The following is an 18295-nucleotide window of genomic DNA, read 5'->3' as shown; positions in this document are numbered from 1 at the left end:
TCTGGTTACCGATCTGAAACGTCAACAGACCTTAGCGAATGGCTTGGAAGATAAAAGGTGGATAGCGTCAGTCAGTCTCGCACGTGCTGGCGTCTGCCGCTTGCCCAGGTTTCCAGTACGCTGCGGTCATCGCCCATCATCATCAGCGCGAACAGGCGCTCGCTAAGGGTGCGACAGCGGGCATGGCGCCTTGACAGCAACGGTGTCGCATCGAGGTCGAGCACCACGAAGTCGGCCTCCATCCCGGGTGCCAGACGGCCGATCTTGCTATCCAGCGACAAGGCTCTGGCATTGCCCAGTGTCAAGCCATAAAGGCCTTGCCAGGCCGTCAGGGGCTGGCCACGCAATTGTCCCACTTGGTAGGCGGCCTTGAGGGTCGCGAGTCCGGAAAGGTCGGTACCACCGCCAATGTCGCTGGCATAAGTCACGTTGAGCCCGACGTCGCGTGCGGCGTGACGGTCGAACAGGCCGCTGCCCAGGAACAGATTGGAGCTGGGGCAGAAGGCCAGGTTGGCGCCACGATCAGCCAGCCGCCGCCGCATACCTTGGTCAAGATGAATGCCATGGGCAAAAGTGCTGCGTGGTCCCACCAGCCCGGACTGCTCGTAGACCTCGAGGTAGTCGCGGCTCTCGGGGAACAGCTCGGCAACCCAGTCCAGCTCGCCGGTATTTTCGGAAAGGTGGGTCTGCAGCCACAGGCTCGGGTCATTGCGCAACAGCCCTCCCGTGGCGTCCAACTGCTCACGGGTCGAGGTGGGAGCAAAGCGTGGGGTCAGGCTGTAGCCGAGTCGGCGCGTGCCGTGCCAGTCGCTGATCAGCCGTTCGGTATCGCGAATGCCACCTTGGATGTTGTCGCACAATGCCTCGGGGGCATGGCGATTCATCAGCACCTTACCCGCCAGCATGCGCAGGTCGCGCTTGCTGCTGGCGGTGAAGAAAGCATCCACGGAATCGGGGTGGCTGGAACAGAACACCTGAGCGGTGGTGGTGCCGACCCGCAGCATCTCGTCGAGAAAGACATTGGAAAGCGCCAGGGCATAATCGTACTGGGCGAAACGACACTCTTCGGGAAAGGTGTAATCGTTGAGCCAGTCGAGCAGCTGGCGCCCGTAGGAGGCCATGATCTCGAGCTGGACGTAATGGACATGACTGTCGATGAAGCCGGGCATCAGCAGCTTGCCGCGGTGGTCGATCACCTCGATTCTCGGAGGCAGATCCGGTTCGAGTCGCGCATAGTCATCGATGGCGCGGATGCGGCCACCCTCGATCCACAGGGCCGCGTCTTCGATATGGCGTACGCTGCCTTCGGCGGGTGTGTCGCCCTCGCCGGGGTCGGCGTCAAAGCTCAGTAGTTCGGCGCGGATTATGTATGTGTCATTCGTTGTCATAATTGGGACTCTTGTTTCCGGTGGCACGGTGTATAGCTATGAAGGATGCTGGCCGACGAGGGCACGTAGTTCCCCTGGGTCGAGGCCGCGTTGGTCTGCCCGCTCATGGGTGCCCACCAGAGGCAATAGCTCGGCCATGGCGGCAAGTGCAATGGCATAGGGCGTCTTATTGCCGCCCTTGGTCTTTTCACCGTTAGCACTCGAAGCAACGCCGATGGGGCAGCGTACTCTGGCTAGCGCTGTCGCGGCATGCCCGGCCTCGGTCAGCCGCGAGCGAAAGCTGGCCCATTTGCTCTTCGAGCCGATCAGGCCGATTGAGGCCATGTCGTCACGACGTAGCAGGGCATCCACCAGCTCGCGATCCTCGGCGTGGTCGTGTGTCAGCACTAACGCGTGACTGCCCGCTGGCAGCGCCGCGACGGCGGCCTGAAGGTCAGTCGCGTGGCGACAGGTCAGCCGCGGCTGTGCCTCGGCCCAGTCGGTGAAGGCGCCGCCGCGGCTGTCATGCCAAAGCACTTGCCAGGGCAGTGGGGCGGCTAGACGCACCAGCTCGGTACCGACATGGCCGGCGCCGAAGATGGCCAGGGTTGCCTCACTGCCGGGGAAGATCTCTAGCAGCACGTTGACGAAGCCGCCGCAACATTGCCCGCTGCGCCCGCCCAGGGCGAAGGCCTCGAGGCTCATGCCGAGCGCTCTTGACGCCAGCCGCTCGCGGGCTGAGTCGATCACCTGAAATTCGAAGGTGCCGCCGCCCAGGGTATCGAACACGGCATCATCGGTGATGACCATCCGAGCGCCTGGCTCTCGGGGCGTGGAGCCAGCGCTGGTCACCACGGTGGCCAACGCATGGGGCAGGCCGTCCCGCTGGAAGCGGTGCAGGGCCTGATGCCAGCTTTCGGGGCGCTGGACGTTCATTATTCGACACCCTTTTCCAACGGCCACGTATCGTTCCGGGCGCCATACTTGGCGCGCAGTGTCTCGGCGGCCATGAGCACACGTTCCGGGGTGGCCGGCGTATCAAGTCGCGGCGCTTCAGCATAGTCAGCAAGACTCGCAAGAGCGTCGCGCAACGCGGACCATACCGCCATGCCAAGCATGAAGGGAGGCTCCCCCACGGCCTTGGAACGATAGATGCTGGCCATGGAGTTGGGGTGTCCCTCCAACAGATTGACATTGAACACCGGTGGCAAGTCGCCGTAGGTGGGAATCTTGTAGGTGGCCGGGCCATCAGAGATCAGCCGCCCGGCGTCATTCCACTTAAGCTCCTCACTGGTCAGCCAGCCCATGCCCTGAATGAAGCCGCCCTCTACCTGGCCGATGTCGATAGCTGGGTTGAGTGAGTCACCTACGTCGTGAAGTATGTCCACACGGTCGACTTGGTACTCGCCAGTCAATGTGTCGACACTGACTTCCGCCACGGCGGCGCCAAAGGCATAGTAGTAGAAGGGGCGTCCCTGGCCGACGTTACGGTCGTAGTGGATCAGCGGCGTAGCGTAGAAACCTTTCTCCGAGAGCGAAATACGGTTGAGGTAAGCGGACTGAACCAACTCGCCCCACGGTATCCGACGCTCGCTCTCGCCGTGGCCGGCAATCAGGTGCCCGGCTTCCAGACGCATGTCTTCACGGTCGAGCCCCTGATCCGGATAGAGGTGCTCATGGGCAAAATCGAACAACCGCTGCTTTAACTTCATGCAAGCATCGCGTGCCGCCTGGCCGTTGAGGTCGGCGCCACTGGATGCGGCGGTGGGCGAGGTGTTGGGAACCTTGTCGGTGCGCGTAGCGGTGATGCGGACTTCCTTGGCATTGAGGCCCAGCTCACGGGCGGCTACTTGGCAGATCTTGGTATGCAGGCCTTGGCCCATCTCGGTGCCGCCATGGTTAATCATCACGCTGCCGTCGGTATAAACGTGCAGCAGGGCGCCGGCCTGATTGAGGTGCTTGGCGGTGAAGGAAATGCCGAACTTCACCGGCGTCAGCGCCAAGCCACGCTTGACGATCGGGCTCTCGGCGTTGAATTCGGTGATCGCATGGCGGCGTTCCCAGTAGTCGCTACTGGTCTCGAGCTGGTCAGCCAACTCCTTGAGCAAAGCGATCTGATCGACCTCCTGGCCATAGTGGGTCGTTTGACGGCCGGGACGGTAGAAGTTGCGCTTGCGGATCGTCAGTGGGTCTTCACCCATGCGACGGGCGATGTCGTCCATGGCCGCCTCGATCACCATCATGCCTTGAGGACCGCCAAAGCCGCGAAAGGCGGTATTCGATGCGGTATGGGTGCGGGCACGATGGCCGGTCACCCTGGCGTCGCCCAGCGAATAGGCGTTGTCGCTGTGGAACATGGCGCGATCGACGATGGCGTCGGAGAGGTCGGGGGAGTAGCCGCAATCACCGATCACGGTGATCTCGCCACCTAGGATCACGCCCTGATCGTCGACACCCAGCCGATAACGGTTATGGAAGGGGTGGCGCTTGCCGGTGGCGCGCATGTCCTCGGCACGAGGTAGGCGCACCCGGGTGGCGCGGCCGGTTCGTCGGGCAAATAGCGCAGCGATACAGGCCCAAGGCGATGCCTGGGTCTCCTTACCGCCGAAGCCGCCCCCCATGCGTCGCACCTCCACGGTCACGGCGTGAAACGGGATACCCAGTACCTCGGCCACCAGTTTCTGGGTTTCGCTGGGGTGCTGATTGGAGGTAAACACCACCACACCCTCGTCTTCGGTGGGCTGCACAAGGCAGGCCTGACCTTCCAAGTAGAAATGCTCTTGGCCGCCGACGAATTGTTCGCCTTCCACGGTCAGGGTGGCGTTATTCAGCGCTTGCTCCCAGTCACCGCTCTGTTGGACATGGCTGGGGCGCACAAATTCTTTCCGCTCGGCGGCGGCGACCGGGTCGAGGCAGGCCGGTTGCTCGTCGATCTCCACGACTGCCGCCTGGACGGCTTCCCGCGCAGCACGATGACTCTCGGCAGCCACAGCGAAGATGACCTGGCCGACGTAGCTGATCTCGTCCTCGACGAAGATCGGGTCTCCAGGGAAGACCGGGCCTATATCGGTGTGGCCGGGCACCTCATTTACTGCAACGACATCCACGACGCCGGGCATGGCTTTGACTTTTTTCAGGTCGAGGCGGGTCAGACGACCATGGGCCACCGGCGACAGACCCAAGGCCACATGCAGGGTATTAGAAGGGGCGCTCAGGTCGTCAATGTAGGCCGCCCGCCCGGTGACATGCTTGACCGCGCTCTCATGGGCCTGGGAATGGGGGTGAGTATTGGTATAGCGAAGGGTATCGCGGGCCAGGGGGCCGTCGCCCTTTATGCGACCATCGAGCTCGTGACGGGCAGTCGCCGAGTCGGCACTCACATCGACCGTTATTTTATCTTGTTCCGGCGCGGCATCGGGCGCCTTGGAAAGCTTAGTGAGCGTACGCATGGAGCATCACCTCCCGGGGGCTGTCTGTGGCGTTCTGCGCAATGACCAGGCGCAGGCGTTCGAGCAGGTTAGCGGCTGTAACTTGGCGATAGTGGGCGCTGCCGCGTACATCCGACATGGGCTGGAAATCCTGAGACAGCGCCAGCCGTGCTTGCTGGAAGGCAGCCAGTGAGGGCTCCTTGCCCTCGAGCGCCGCTTCGGCCTGGATCGCACGCTTGGGAATGGCGGCCATACCGCCAAAGGCCAAGCGAACGTCGCGCAGTACACCATCCTCCAGGCGCCAGGCGAAGGCCCCAAGTACCGCGGAAATATCGTCTTCTCGACGTTTGGAAAGCTTCCACACCTTGAGGGTTTCTCCCTCGATAGGGTGAGGCAGGAACAGGGCGCGGATCGCTTCGCCCTGCTGTAATGCGGTACGTTTGTAGTCGAGGAAGAAGTCCTCAAGCGGCAGTTCACGCTCACCCTCGGATCCCACCAACTTGAGACGTGAACCCAGCGCCAGCAGCACTGGCGGGGTGTCGCCAATCGGTGAGGCGTTAGCCACGTTGCCACCCAGTGTGCCGCGATTGCGGATCTGGGAAGAACCCAAGCGATGCAGCAGGTGAGCGAAAGCGTCGTAGTGTGTTTCCAACAGCGGCTCAATGCGAGTATAGGTCACGGCAGCTCCGATCCACCAGCCGCGACGGCCGTCTTCGAGTGTGGTTTCTTCAATCACGTTCAACTCGGCGACGCGCGTGACATCGATTAGCCGCTCGAAGCGGGCCAGCCGCTGCGTGCTCTCTAGCCACAGGTCGGTGGCTCCGGCAACGAGACGAGCCTCGGGATGGCGTTCTAGGCATTCGATCAAATCAGTAAGCGTGGTGGGCTGAGCAAAGGTACTTTCACTAATGACCTGTTCGGATTTCAACTCAGGGGCGGTGGCATCCATCCACAGCGGGCGATGTTCAGGGTGCTCGTTCATGGTCAGCGCAGCATCGCGGATCGGACGGTAACCGGTACAGCGACACAAGTTGCCCCCCAAGGCGGCCTCTAGACGCTGCGGCGTCAGCGGTGCCAGTGCATTGCCTTCATGTCGACGTTGCTGTTCATGAAGGGTGAACAGCGACATGACGATTCCTGGGGTGCAAAAGCCGCACTGGCTACCGTGGCATTCGACCATGGCGGCCTGGGCGGGGTGTAGTTTGTCACCATCGGCGAGACCATCCACGGTAATCAGGTGGCGTCCATGCAGCTGATGAGCAGGGGTGATGCAGGCATTGGCGCTGTGATAGCGCAGCTCGTCATCAGCGCCAGTTTCGCCAATGGCTACGGTGCAGGCGCCGCAGTCGCCGGAGGCGCAACCCTCCTTGGTACCCGTTGCGCCAAGGCTGTCACGCAATAATTCAAGCACACTGGTTTCGGGTGTCACCTCGCAATGGCGGGGCTGCCCGTTGAGAAGGAAGTCGATCATCGCCGTGTCTCTTGTTGAACTTGTAAGGGATGCGTTTTTCGCACTAAGTTGACCGATCGGTTAAGTCGCTTTCAGCATGTGCCAGGATGTGGAACTTTGCAAATCCGATGGCAGAATTTTTGTGACCGGGGAAGGCTTAAAGGTGGACTGTAGGTGCTGGTTGTAACGCTAGATAATCCGACGACCCGCAACGAAGATCCCAAGCCGTTTCCATTTCAGTGGCGGAAAAATGCTGATGAGATAGTGGCGTCGGTAGGTCGAGCAGCATTAGCCATGAAGGGATCGACCTACCTACAAGCCAAGTTAACGCTGCGAACTTGAGAAACACCACGCTGATCGATGGTGAGTCCTCTGCCTTCACTCCGTGAAAAGTGTCGACTACGACAATAGTCAAAGCCACCTGTCCAAATGGTCAAATGTTGTTTAGTCTGCTTCTACGCTTGGTTTGACCAAGTGGTCAACATTGAAAGCGCCTACTGGCAAGATACCCAATTTCCAATTCTTTCCAACAACAATGGGATCACCAATATGGAACCGAACTCCTCACCCCTTGCCGACAAGGACACCGTACGATCCGATGGGCAGGTCGCTAGGCCTGTCAACTGGCTGGATCACTATTTCGGTGTGACTCGGCGTGGCTCGTCGCTACGCACCGAAATCCTCGCTGGGATCGCCACGTTCCTGGCCTCCATGTATATCATCGTGGTCAACCCGGCGATTCTCAGCGACGCTGGCATCCCCTTCTCCGCCGCCCTCTCGGCTACGGTGCTGATCAGTTTCATGAGTAGCTTGGCAATGGGCCTTTATGCACGCAACCCGATCTTGGTGGCCCCGGGCATGGGAATGAATGCCCTCTTCACCTATACCCTAGTGCAGGGCGCCGGTCTCTCCTGGGAAGTGGCACTAGGTTGCGTATTCTGGTCCGGGGTGCTGTTCGCCATACTGGCCATGTTCAATGTCCGCAAGGCTATTATCGAAGCCATTCCCGCCTCGCTGCGCTATGCAATCACCTGTGGCATTGGCTTGTTCATCACCTTTATCGGTTTCAAGAATGCGGGCTTCATCGTCGGCAGCGATTCTACCTTGGTCACACTGGGCAATATGGATGCCAGTATGATTACCTTCTTTATTGGCATGATGGCGACAGCAATCCTGGTCATCCTGCGCTTCAACGGTGCATTGATCCTGGGTATCGCCTTAACCACCGTGCTGGCCTCGCCCATGGGCCGGCTATGGGGCGGTGACGTGGTGGTGGAGTGGAGCGGCCTGACTGCCTGGCCAGACTTCAGCGCGGTGATGCAGGTGGACATCTGGGGAGCGCTGAAGGTTGCCTATCTGCCGTTCATCTTCGTGATGCTATTCACCAACTTCTTCGATGCCTTGTCGTGTTTCATGGCTCTCTCCGAGTCAGCCGACCTCAAGGACAAGGATGGCAACCCTCGCAACCTAAAGCGTTCCATGACCGTCGATGCCTTCGCATCGATGATTGCTGCCCCCCTGGGTACCAGTGCGGCCCAGACTTTCATCGAATCCGGCGCCGGTGTTGCCCAAGGCGGTCGGACCGGTCTAGTGGCGGTAACCATCGGCCTGCTGTTTCTGCCCTTCCTGTTCCTATCGCCGCTGCTCTCGCTGATACCAGGCATCGCCACCGCCCCGGCGCTCGTATTGGTGGGGCTCTTCATGCTGGCCCCTATCAGCAAGATCGAGTGGGCCAAGTTCGACCAGGCCTTCCCGGCCTTCCTGGCCATCATCCTGATGCCGCTGACCTATTCGATCACCCTAGGTATCGCCTTCGGCTTTCTCAGCTTTGTGCTGATCAAGCTTTTCACCGGCCGCATTGAGGAGATCAAGCCAGCCATGTGGGTCTCGGCTGCCCTCAGCGTGGTGATGCTCGTGACCACTCACTAAGAAGTCGGCGACCAGAAAGCTAAGTTTTCCCGTGACAGATTCGCTGGCACGGGAAAGTCTAGGCACCTTGCCGGTGAGTGGTTGACCTGTCATGGCAGGGTTATGGGCAAGCTAAAAGCAAACCCTCAGAGTAGCGGTTCCGAAGCCATCACCCTGCGAATCTGCAATCCCACGACTGATACTCACCAATGAACACTGGTCGACGCTTAAAACTATCCTGCTTCAACAAGGCATTTATCTAAGGCTATGACAGTGACACTGTTGTCGGGACTTACATAATGTTAGAGGGAGTGAACATTTCTTATAGTTAAGGTTGCACTGCATATGGGTACAGTCTATATTTTTATTGTATACAATTTTATTGTTTTTATGCACTCATTAGAACATTGTTTCACAATAAGGAGCTTACATCATGCCTTCGCCCAATTATCCTCGTGACGTGGTCGGCTATGGCTGTAATCCTCCTCAGGCCAATTGGCCTGGCAAGGCGAAAATTGCTGTGCAATTCGTGCTGAACTATGAAGAGGGTGCAGAGAACTCGGTACTACACGGTGATACCGGTTCCGAGCAGTTCCTTTCCGAGATAGTCGGTGCGCCTGCTTTTTCCAATCGCCACCTGAGCATGGAATCCATTTATGAGTATGGCTCGCGGGCAGGGGTATGGCGTGTCTTGCGTGAATTCGAGCAGCGTGGTTTGCCGTTGACCATTTTCGGCGTGGCCATGGCGCTGGAGCGTAATCCCGAGGTGGCTCATGCCTTTCAGGAGTTGGGTCATGAGATTGCGTGTCACGGCTATCGTTGGATCAATTATCAGGAAGTGCCAGAAGCGCTGGAACGCCAGCATATGGAGCGCGCTATTGAGGTGTTCCAAAACCTTTACGGCGCGAAGCCGCTGGGTTGGTATACCGGCCGTGACAGCCCCAATACGCGTCGTCTGATATTGGATCAAGGCGGTTTTTTGTACGACAGCGACTACTACGGTGATGACTTACCGTTCTGGACACGCGAGAAGGACAGCCAGGGCCATACGCACTCTCATCTAGTAGTGCCTTATACGCTGGACTCTAATGATATGCGCTTTGCCTCGCCTCAGGGTTTTAATACCGCTGATCATTTCTTTAGCTATCTGCGCGATGCTTTTGATGTGTTATACGCGGAGGGAGCAGAAGTGCCAAAAATGCTCTCTATCGGCTTGCATTGCCGCCTGATAGGACGCCCTGGCCGTTTTATCGCCCTCCAGCGTTTTCTTGATCATATTGAAGCGCATGACCGTGTTTGGGTGAGTCGGCGCGTGGATATCGCCCAGCATTGGGTAAAGCACCATCCCGCCTGCTGAGTTGATCGATGCAGGTCTAGAGAAACAATAATTAGTAATTTCTTATCTACTAAGGTCTCTTTTTTTGTTCGCCTAAAAGCGATAACCCTAAAGCGAGTGAACGAGCCATGAGTGACAAGGATAACAAAAAACATCTGATACCCGCGCTTGAACGAGGACTAATGATCTTAATGGAGCTCAATCGTCATCACCGAGAGCTGAGCTTTTCCGAGCTTGTTAAGCGAGTGGGTTATCCACAAGCAACTTCGCATCGGGCGGTACAGACCTTGGAACAGATGGGGTTTTTACGTCATCACCCCGTCACGGGTTTATATTCCCTGGGGGTCAACGTATTGCGTCTAGGCTTTGAATACGTCGCTTCGCTGGATGTAGTTCAGGTTGGACAGCCGGTTATTGAGTCTTTGTGTGAGCAAACCGGTTGTTCAAGCCATATCGCTATTCGAGATGGTCGTGATGCCGTCTACGTGGCGAGAGTCGGGGCATCGAATGCCACTATTCGCCGTGTGAGTGTCGGAACCCGCTTACCGTTGCATTGCACTTCTTTGGGACGAATGCTGCTTGCCGATCTATCAAGAGAAGAATTCGAAACTCTTTATCCACCAGATTACCTTTTAAATAAGGAGCCGGGTGCTCCTGCCAACCGAGATGTCCTCTGGGATTTAGTGCAGGAAGACCGGCAGCGTGGATATGTGATTGCGGACTCCTATTATCACTTTGGTATCTCTTCTGTTGTCTATCCCCTCTATAACCATGATGGCTCTATGGAAGGCGTTATCAGCATTATGGTGCCAGTACATGAAGTCCCTGCCGACAAGCGTGATCGATTACAGAGCTGCGTCGCTGAAGCTGCCGAAACCATTTCCGCTATGTTGGGTTACGGATAAATTTCTTGATCCCTTTTTATATATAAAAAATCCAAACGATAAAGTGACCACAATAAAGGAAAGATGATGGCCAAGCGTAACTATTATGCCCCCAAGGGAGGGCTGCCAGCACAGACACAACTGCTGTCGGATCGCGCTGTGTTTACCGAAGCCTATGCAGTGATACCTAAAGGGGTCATGCGTGACATTGTGACCAGTAATTTACCGTTTTGGGATAAAACCCGCTTATGGGTATTGTCTCGTCCACTGTCTGGCTTTGCCGAAACGTTTTCACAATACATTATGGAAGTATCTCCAGGCGGTGGCAGCGAAAAGCCGGAACTAGATCCGGCAGCCGAGGGAGTGCTGTTCATCGTTGAAGGCGAACTGACCCTCACCCTGGCGGGTGAAACACACCTTATGCAGCCCGGCGGCTATGCTTTTTTACCCCCAGGTATTAGCTGGCAGGCGCATAACAGGACTGACGAGCCGGTTCGTTTTCATTGGGTGCGCAAAGCTTACGAATATGTTGAAGGTATTAAAGCGCCTGCGCCTTTCGTCACTAACGAAAATGCCATTGAACCATCGGCCATGCCGGATACCGATGAAAAATGGGTGACTACACGCTTCGTCGAACCGGATGACGTCCGCCATGACATGCATGTCAATATCGTCACCCTGCAACCTGGAGCCGTCATCCCTTTCGATGAAACCCATGTCATGGAGCACGGGCTTTACGTGCTCGAAGGTAAGGCTGTTTACCACTTGAATCAGAGTTGGGTTGAGGTCGAGGCCGGCGACTTTATGTGGTTGCGCGCGTTCTGCCCGCAGGCCTGTTATGCCGGCGGCCCAGGGCCGTTTCGCTATCTGCTCTACAAGGACGTTAACCGCCATATGAAACTGGGTTGCGTAGGGGCACGCTGAGGCGTTATCTGGCACGAGTTGAAGGCGAGGGCGATGACGTACACACTCTGATCAATAGCTTTGTTAGCCAGTTGAGATGCCTTTGGCGCTAAATTTCTCGAATGTCATCCGCTATCCCTTAAGGTTTTTATAGGCTAACAGCCAAGGCTGTTGGTCTATTAGTAGTACCTGAATTTCCCTCCTTGGTTCTACGATTCCTCCTTCGTACTAAGTTCATGTTTCTGTAGTCGTTATCTCAATAACTTAATGTTTATTAAGGGGATATTTTTATATTTAATTTTTTGTGGAAATATTTTCCATAAAAAATTGACACTCATCGAGTAGGCGCCTATTTTTGAATACAAGAACAAATCGAAAATGAATACAGCAATTGTATTCAATTGTTGAGGAGAAATTGTAATGGCTAAAATGACAGCTGCGGAAGCCGCCATTCACGTTCTGAAGAAAGAAGGTATCGACGTTGCCTTTGGGTTGCCGGGTGCCGCAATCAATCCTTTTTACGCTGCCATGCGCAAGGTGGGTGGTGTCGATCACATTCTGGCACGCCATGTTGAAGGGGCTTCGCACATGGCCGAGGGTTATACCCGGACAAAAGCGGGGAACATCGGGGTGTGTATCGGTACTTCTGGTCCCGCCGGCACCGACATGATCACCGGGCTGTATTCCGCCAGTGCCGACTCCATTCCGATTCTGTGCATCACCGGTCAAGCGCCACGGGCCAAGTTGCACAAGGAAGACTTCCAGGCAGTGGATATTCAGACCATTGCCGGGCCGGTCACAAAATGGGCGGTTACCGTGATGGAGCCGGCCCAAGTGCCGCGAGCTTTCCAGAAAGCCTTTCAACTAATGCGCTCGAGCCGCCCCGGGCCGGTGTTGATCGATCTGCCGATCGACGTCCAGATGAGCGAAATCGAGTTTGATCCGGATACCTACGAATCACTTCCGGCCTATAAGCCGTCTGCTTCGCGTGCTCAGATTGAAAAAGCGTTGACCATGCTCAACGAGTCCGAAAAGCCACTGTTGGTCGCGGGGGGCGGGATCATCAATGCAGATGCCGCAGAACAACTTGTCGAGTTTGCCGAACTTACCGGCGTGCCGGTCATTCCGACGCTGATGGGCTGGGGTACGATTCCCGACGATCACCCGCTGATGGCGGGCATGGTGGGCTTGCAGACATCTCATCGATACGGCAACGCAACCATGCTTGCCTCGGATTTCGTGATGGGCATCGGCAACCGTTGGGCCAATCGCCACACGGGTAACGTCGAAACATATACCAAAGACCGTAAGTTTGTTCACGTCGACATCGAGCCGACGCAGATCGGGCGTATCTTCGGCCCTGATTACGGCATCGTTTCTGATGCCAAGCTGGCATTGGCACTTTTCCTTGATGTGGCTCGGGAAATGAAGGCGAAGGGCAAGCTCAAGGATCGCAGTGCCTGGGCCGCGGAATGCCAGGAGCGCAAACGCACGCTGTTGCGCAAGACGCACTTCGATAACGTGCCGGTCAAACCCCAGCGTGTTTATGAAGAAATGAACAAGGTGTTCGGCAAGAATGCCCGCTATATCAGCACCATCGGTCTGTCCCAGATTGCGGGCGCTCAGTTCCTGCACGTTTACAAGCCGCGTCACTGGATCAACTGTGGCCAGGCGGGGCCGCTAGGCTGGACCATTCCAGCGGCGTTGGGCGTTTGCCGTGCTGATCCTGAAGCTGAAGTGGTGGCACTTTCCGGTGACTACGATTTCCAGTTCATGGTCGAAGAGCTGGCGGTCGGGGCGCAATTCAACTTGCCCTATATTCATGTGCTGGTGAACAACTCCTATCTCGGGTTGATTCGTCAGGCCCAGCGCGGCTTCGACATGGATTACTGCGTGCAGCTCTCTTTCAAAAACATTAACTACACCGACGAAGAGGCTGAATTAGCTGAATACGGTGTAGACCATATTGCTGTTGCCGAAGGCCTGGGTTGTAAAGCGCTGCGCGTACTAAAGCCTGAGGATATCGCTCCGGCATTTGAAAAGGCCCGCGAACTGATGCGTGAACATCGCGTACCTGTAGTCGTTGAGATCATTCTTGAGCGTATCACCAATATCTCAATGGGTACCGACCTTGATGGCGTCAATGAATTCGAGGAACTGGCTGAAAACTTGACGGATGCGCCTAGCTCCATCGCCAGTTTGACCTAAGCTTGGCCCTGGTGACCACCGAGGTTCGGTACCAGGGCAATTATTATCACTAGGATAAAAACAAGGAGACTTGCATGCCCAAATTTGCCGCGAATCTCAGCATGATGTTCACCGAAGTAGACTTCCTCGATCGTTTTCAGGCCGCCGCCGAGGCTGGGTTCGAGGGGGTTGAATACCTATTTCCCTACGATTACACGGCGGCGGAAATCAAAGAGCGTTTATTAGCCAACGGCCTTACCCAGGTATTGCACAATTTGCCTGCGGGCGATTGGGCAGCGGGTGAACGCGGCATCGCTTGTCACCCGGATCGGGTGGAAGAATTCCGGATCGGCGTTGATCGTGCCATCGAATATGCCACTGCTTTGGGGTGCAAACAGGTGAACTGCCTGGCGGGCATTAAGCCTCAAGGTGTAAGTGATGACGAGGCACGCAGCACGCTGATTGAAAATCTGCGTTATGCGGCTGAAAAGCTCAAGTCGGTTGGCGTCCTTCTGTTGGCGGAGCCGATCAACACTCGTGATATCCCAGGCTTTTTCCTCAACCGCACCGAACAGGCTCTGGCACTGTTCGACGAGATCGGTAGTGACAATCTGAAGCTGCAATACGACATCTACCACATGCAGATCATGGAGGGGGATCTAGCGCCCACGATTGAGAAGCATCTGGGCTGTATTGCGCATGTGCAACTGGCAGATAACCCGGGCCGACATGAGCCGGGTACCGGTGAGATCAACTACCCTTTTCTGTTCTCACAGCTTGACCGCCTAGGTTACGACGGCTGGGTCGGCTGCGAATACAAGCCCAAGACGTCGACGTCGGAAGGGCTGGTTTGGTTAGAGGCGGTGCGCTGAACATCCCAAGTATGAATAAGTACAAATTGCGTTAGTTTGAAGGAGAAAGAGGATGAGCAAGATTGGTTTTATCGGTTTAGGCATTATGGGACGCCCAATGGCAGGCCACCTGCTCGATGCGGGCCACTCTTTGGTGACCGTCAAACGCGGCCCCTTGGATGCAACGCTTGCCGATAAGGGCATGCAAGAGGCGGCTAATCCAAAAGCGGTTGCCCAGGCGTCCGATGTCATTATCACCATGGTGCCGGATACGCCAGATGTAGAGAGCGTACTGTTCGGTGAGGACGGCGTGATAGAGGGCCTCAAGCCCGGCACCTTGGTCATCGACATGAGCTCCATTGCCCCAATGCAGACCCAGGCATTCGCCAAGCGCATTACTGAAGCCGGTGGTGAATTTGTTGATGCCCCTGTTTCCGGTGGTGAAGGCGGGGCGATCAATGCCGCGCTGACCATTATGGTAGGGGCGACGGACAAAGGCTTTGAAAGGGCTAAGCCGCTGCTTGAAGTCGTCGGCAAGGTGATTACGCACATTGGTGGTCACGGAGCAGGCCAGACCTGCAAGGTCGCCAACCAGATCGTTGTTGCACTGACTATTGAGGCCGTTGCAGAGGGGCTGCTGTTCGCCTCCAAGGCCGGTGCCGATGTCGCCAAGGTGCGTGAATCCCTATTGGGCGGCCTCGCTCAGTCGAAAATTCTGGATGTGCATGGCGAGCGCATGATTAAGCGTACCTTTGACCCTGGCTTTCGCATCCGCCTGCATCAGAAAGATCTCAACTTGGCATTGGAGGGTGCGCGTAGCCTTAATCTCTCTTTACCGGGTACAGCAAATGCCCAACAGCTGTTCCAGGCATGTGCCGCTAATGGCGGTGCGGACTGGGACCATGCGGGAATCCTGCGTGCTCTGGAAAAGCTGGCGAATTATGAAATTGGCCACTAACGCCTTGTATGGCGCGACTGACTGATTGACGGAGGTTTCATTACTGTTTTACGGCGGGCACTGTTCTGCGGCCCGCCTCGTTATTGCATGTGACTCGTTGCCTTTTTCCGGTGCAAGACCTCCGTTCCGTTATGTGTCTTTCACCGGTTTTTTTGTCCCCTTTTTTCTATTCCCCCCGGCCCTTGCCTGTGGAGTCTACCGATGAATGCCCTTTTTCGCTTAGCACCCTTTACTAGTGAAGAGGCCTCGCGCCAGTGGTTAGTGCACCTGGCTGAAACGGCCATTGCTGCGGTGCACCCTTTCAGCTTACTGCCAGACCAACTACCAGAAAAACCGGCCGGACGAACCATTATCGTCGGTGCTGGAAAAGCCGCCGCTGCTATGGCAAGCGCACTAGAGCTAGCTTGGGTTGAGCGTGCACGTAACAACGGCGAAGCAATTGACTTGGACGGAGTGGTGGTGACTCGCTATAAACACGGTGCTGATTGCCAATATATCGAGGTGTTAGAAGCGTCTCATCCCATGCCCGATGCACTGGGTGAACAAGCCGCCAAACGTATGCTTGAAGCGGTGAAAAACCTCAGCGAAGACGATCAAGTGATTTCTTTGATCTCTGGGGGCGGTTCTGCATTGATGACGCTACCCGCCGCAGGTATCAGTTTGAAGGACAAGCAGGCTGTTAACAAAGCGTTGCTGCGTTGTGGCGCACCGATACGCGATATCAATACGGTGCGTCGTCACTTGTCTGAAATCAAGGGAGGGCGTTTGGCTGCTCATGCTCACCCGGCTCGGGTGGTGACATACCTTATTTCTGATGTGCCGGGTGATGATCCTACCCTGATTGCTTCAGGTCCCACCCTGCCAGATAACTCAAAACCGCTTGATGCCCTGGAGATTCTCGAACGCTACGCCATCAAGGTTCCTGATAACGTGCGTCAACATCTGATAGCCAATCACGACGCGCCTCAAGCCTCTAGCCCTGAGTTTGCACGCGACCAGTCCATAATACTGGCGCGAGCCAGTGATGCCCTTGAGGCTGCTCGGCTCAGTGCCGAAAAAAGTGCTGTCGACGTCAGAGTGCTGGGCGATGATTTGGAAGGTGAAGCTCGTGATTTAGGTATTGCTCAAGCGCGTATGGTGCGCAAACTGCAAAGTGAAATTATACGTCCACTGCTGGTGCTCTCCGGTGGCGAGACTAGCGTCACCGTGCGTGGCGATGGGCGTGGTGGGCGCAATGTCGAATATCTATTAGGGCTTTTTAACACACTTGAGGGTGCAGAGGGCGTTTATGCACTTGCTGTTGATACCGATGGCATTGATGGGTCTGAGGACAACGCTGGCGCTATATTCGGCCCTGAGAGCTGGAGACGTGCAAAAGCCTTGCAGTTGTCAGCAAGGGACTATCTGAACCGTAATGATGCTTACAGTTTTTTTGCGGCTACTAACGATCTGGTTGTGACCGGTCCGACCCGAACTAATGTCAATGATTTTCGAGCTATTCTTGTTCTCCCGAGGCCAGCATGAAACCAACCGCTTATACCCCCATTCGTCGCACCAAAATAGTGGCCACCCTAGGCCCCGCCAGCGACCGTGAAGGTGTGCTGGAGGGTATGCTGCGGGCAGGTGTGGATGTCGTTCGACTCAATTTCTCCCATGGTTCGGCTGATGATCATCGCCGTCGGCTAGTCGAAGTGCGTGAGATTTCCCAACGGCTAGGCAGAAGCGTAGCGGTGTTAGCTGATTTGCAAGGCCCTAAAATTCGTATCGCTCGCTTCAAGGACGACGCGGTTGTGCTTAGGGAAGGACAGCCCTTCGTACTGGACATGTTGTTGGATAGTAATGCCGGCGATATCACACGCGTCGGTTGTGACTACAAGACGTTGGCGGACGATGTCATCGTGGGTGACCGCCTGCTGCTGGACGATGGTCGTTTGGTGCTCGAAGTCAGTGCCATTGAGGGCCAAGAAATCCATACTCGGGTTGTTGTGGGAGGTAAGCTTTCCAACAACAAGGGCATCAATAAACAGGGAGGCGGGTTATCTGCGGCAGCTCTTACCGACAAGGATAAACGAGACATTAAGACTGCCATCGAAATAGGTGTTGACTACCTTGCGGTATCTTTTCCACGCAGCGCTGCTGACATGCAGGAAGCTCGAGATCTGCTGGGTGAGGCCGGCAAAGAAATCGGTCTTGTCGCCAAGATTGAGCGTGCCGAAGCGGTGGCTGATGATGAAATCTTAGATGGCATTATTAAGGCATCCGAAGCAGTCATGGTGGCACGGGGAGACCTGGGGGTAGAAATCGGGGATGCTCAGTTGATCGGCGTGCAAAAACGCATGATCAAGCGCGCGCGTAGCCTCAACCGTGCAGTGATTACCGCCACGCAGATGATGGAGACGATGATTAGTGCGCCGCTGCCAACGCGCGCTGAGGTTTTCGATGTTGCCAATGCCGTTCTTGATGGTACCGATGCGGTGATGCTATCCGCTGAAACCGCTGCTGGGGACTTTCCTGTAGAAACCGTGAAGGCAATGGATCGTTTATGCCTGGGGGCCGAACGTGAGCGGAGCGCTCAGGAATCTGGCCATCGTATCCATCAAGATTTTCTGCAGGTTGACGAAACGGTCGCTCTTTCTGCCATGTACGCTGCGAACCATCTCGCTGGAGTCACCGCTATTGCCTGTATGACGTCTAGTGGTTTTACGGCGCTGATTGCCTCACGCATACACTCTGGATTGCCCATTATCGGTCTAGCACAAAGTGAAATTTCTCAACGACGTATGGCACTGTATCGCGGTGTGCTCTCTCTGGCCTTTGATACAACAAGTATGAAAGCCGAAGAACTCAATGATAAAGCAATAGAATTACTGGTATCTAAAGGAATTGTTTCCCAAAATGATCATGTCATTCTTACCCGTGGCAACCATATGAATGCACACGGGGGCACCAACACCATGAAAATTCTTGCTGTAAACCAGAGCATAAGATGATCGGAACCGCTACAAAAAATGCTTGAGTTAGCT

The 18295-nt window shown here is 56.0% G+C and carries 14 protein-coding genes; 10 read left to right on the top strand and 4 right to left on the bottom strand.

Annotated features, from left to right (window positions below; translation table 11 throughout):
- Positions 1-71: 71 nt before the first annotated feature.
- Genes guaD through xdhA form a run of 4 tightly spaced genes read right to left on the bottom strand, consistent with a single transcriptional unit; the run spans position 72 to position 6266 of the window.
- Entirely contained in the window at positions 72-1388 is a 1317-nt protein-coding gene (gene guaD / locus YERSI8AC_RS22445; protein ID WP_159177628.1) for a guanine deaminase, read from the bottom strand.
- Positions 1389-1424: 36 nt separating this feature from the next.
- The gene (gene xdhC / locus YERSI8AC_RS22440; RefSeq protein ID WP_159177627.1) at positions 1425-2303 is read right to left on the bottom strand and encodes a xanthine dehydrogenase accessory protein XdhC; all 879 of its coding nucleotides are present in this window, start codon (positions 2301-2303) and stop codon (positions 1425-1427) included.
- Positions 2303-4816, bottom strand: a complete 2514-nt coding sequence (xdhB, locus tag YERSI8AC_RS22435; RefSeq protein ID WP_321169481.1) for a xanthine dehydrogenase molybdopterin binding subunit — start codon at positions 4814-4816, stop codon at positions 2303-2305. The genes xdhC and xdhB overlap by 1 nt, the downstream gene beginning before the upstream one ends.
- Positions 4800-6266 (bottom strand): xanthine dehydrogenase small subunit, encoded by a 1467-nt coding sequence (gene xdhA, locus YERSI8AC_RS22430; protein ID WP_159177626.1) that lies wholly within the window; start codon positions 6264-6266, stop codon positions 4800-4802. The genes xdhB and xdhA overlap by 17 nt, the downstream gene beginning before the upstream one ends.
- A gap of 153 nt (positions 6267-6419) precedes the next feature.
- On the opposite strand from xdhA, the gene YERSI8AC_RS22425 reads away from it, so the two are divergent.
- The 10 genes from YERSI8AC_RS22425 (at position 6420) to pyk (ending at position 18262) form a co-directional block, all read left to right on the top strand.
- A complete protein-coding gene (locus tag YERSI8AC_RS22425) occupies positions 6420-6587 on the top strand; it encodes a hypothetical protein (protein ID WP_159177625.1) in 168 nt (55 codons plus the stop codon).
- Positions 6588-6794: 207 nt separating this feature from the next.
- Positions 6795-8174: an NCS2 family permease gene (locus YERSI8AC_RS22420; RefSeq protein ID WP_159177987.1), complete on the top strand. Its 1380-nt coding sequence runs from the start codon at positions 6795-6797 to the stop codon at positions 8172-8174.
- 412 nt (positions 8175-8586) lie between these two features.
- Positions 8587-9510, top strand: a complete 924-nt coding sequence (gene puuE / locus YERSI8AC_RS22415) for an allantoinase PuuE (protein WP_159177624.1) — start codon at positions 8587-8589, stop codon at positions 9508-9510.
- Between the two features lie 107 nt (positions 9511-9617).
- Entirely contained in the window at positions 9618-10394 is a 777-nt protein-coding gene (locus YERSI8AC_RS22410; RefSeq protein WP_159177623.1) for an IclR family transcriptional regulator, read from the top strand.
- 66 nt (positions 10395-10460) lie between these two features.
- On the top strand, positions 10461-11297 hold the full coding sequence (locus tag YERSI8AC_RS22405) for a bifunctional allantoicase/(S)-ureidoglycine aminohydrolase (RefSeq protein WP_159177622.1): 837 nt from the start codon (positions 10461-10463) through the stop codon (positions 11295-11297).
- A gap of 399 nt (positions 11298-11696) precedes the next feature.
- Complete coding sequence (gene gcl / locus YERSI8AC_RS22400; RefSeq protein WP_159177621.1) at positions 11697-13484, top strand: glyoxylate carboligase; 1788 nt, start codon at positions 11697-11699, stop codon at positions 13482-13484.
- A 74-nt stretch (positions 13485-13558) separates the two neighbouring features.
- Positions 13559-14335: a hydroxypyruvate isomerase gene (hyi, locus tag YERSI8AC_RS22395; protein ID WP_159177620.1), complete on the top strand. Its 777-nt coding sequence runs from the start codon at positions 13559-13561 to the stop codon at positions 14333-14335.
- A gap of 52 nt (positions 14336-14387) precedes the next feature.
- Positions 14388-15272, top strand: coding sequence for a 2-hydroxy-3-oxopropionate reductase (locus tag YERSI8AC_RS22390; RefSeq protein WP_159177619.1), 885 nt, complete (start codon positions 14388-14390; stop codon positions 15270-15272).
- Between the two features lie 201 nt (positions 15273-15473).
- Complete coding sequence (locus YERSI8AC_RS22385) at positions 15474-16796, top strand: glycerate kinase type-2 family protein (protein ID WP_159177618.1); 1323 nt, start codon at positions 15474-15476, stop codon at positions 16794-16796.
- Entirely contained in the window at positions 16793-18262 is a 1470-nt protein-coding gene (gene pyk / locus YERSI8AC_RS22380) for a pyruvate kinase (protein ID WP_159177617.1), read from the top strand. Before YERSI8AC_RS22385 ends, pyk begins: the two co-directional genes overlap by 4 nt.
- Positions 18263-18295 lie beyond the last annotated feature (33 nt).

The sequence above is a fragment of the Halomonas sp. 113 genome, assembly GCF_904067645.1.
GTDB lineage: Bacteria > Pseudomonadota > Gammaproteobacteria > Pseudomonadales > Halomonadaceae > Vreelandella > Vreelandella titanicae.
Note: the sequence above shows the minus strand (reverse complement) of the source record. Positions and strands in the feature narration are given on the sequence as shown.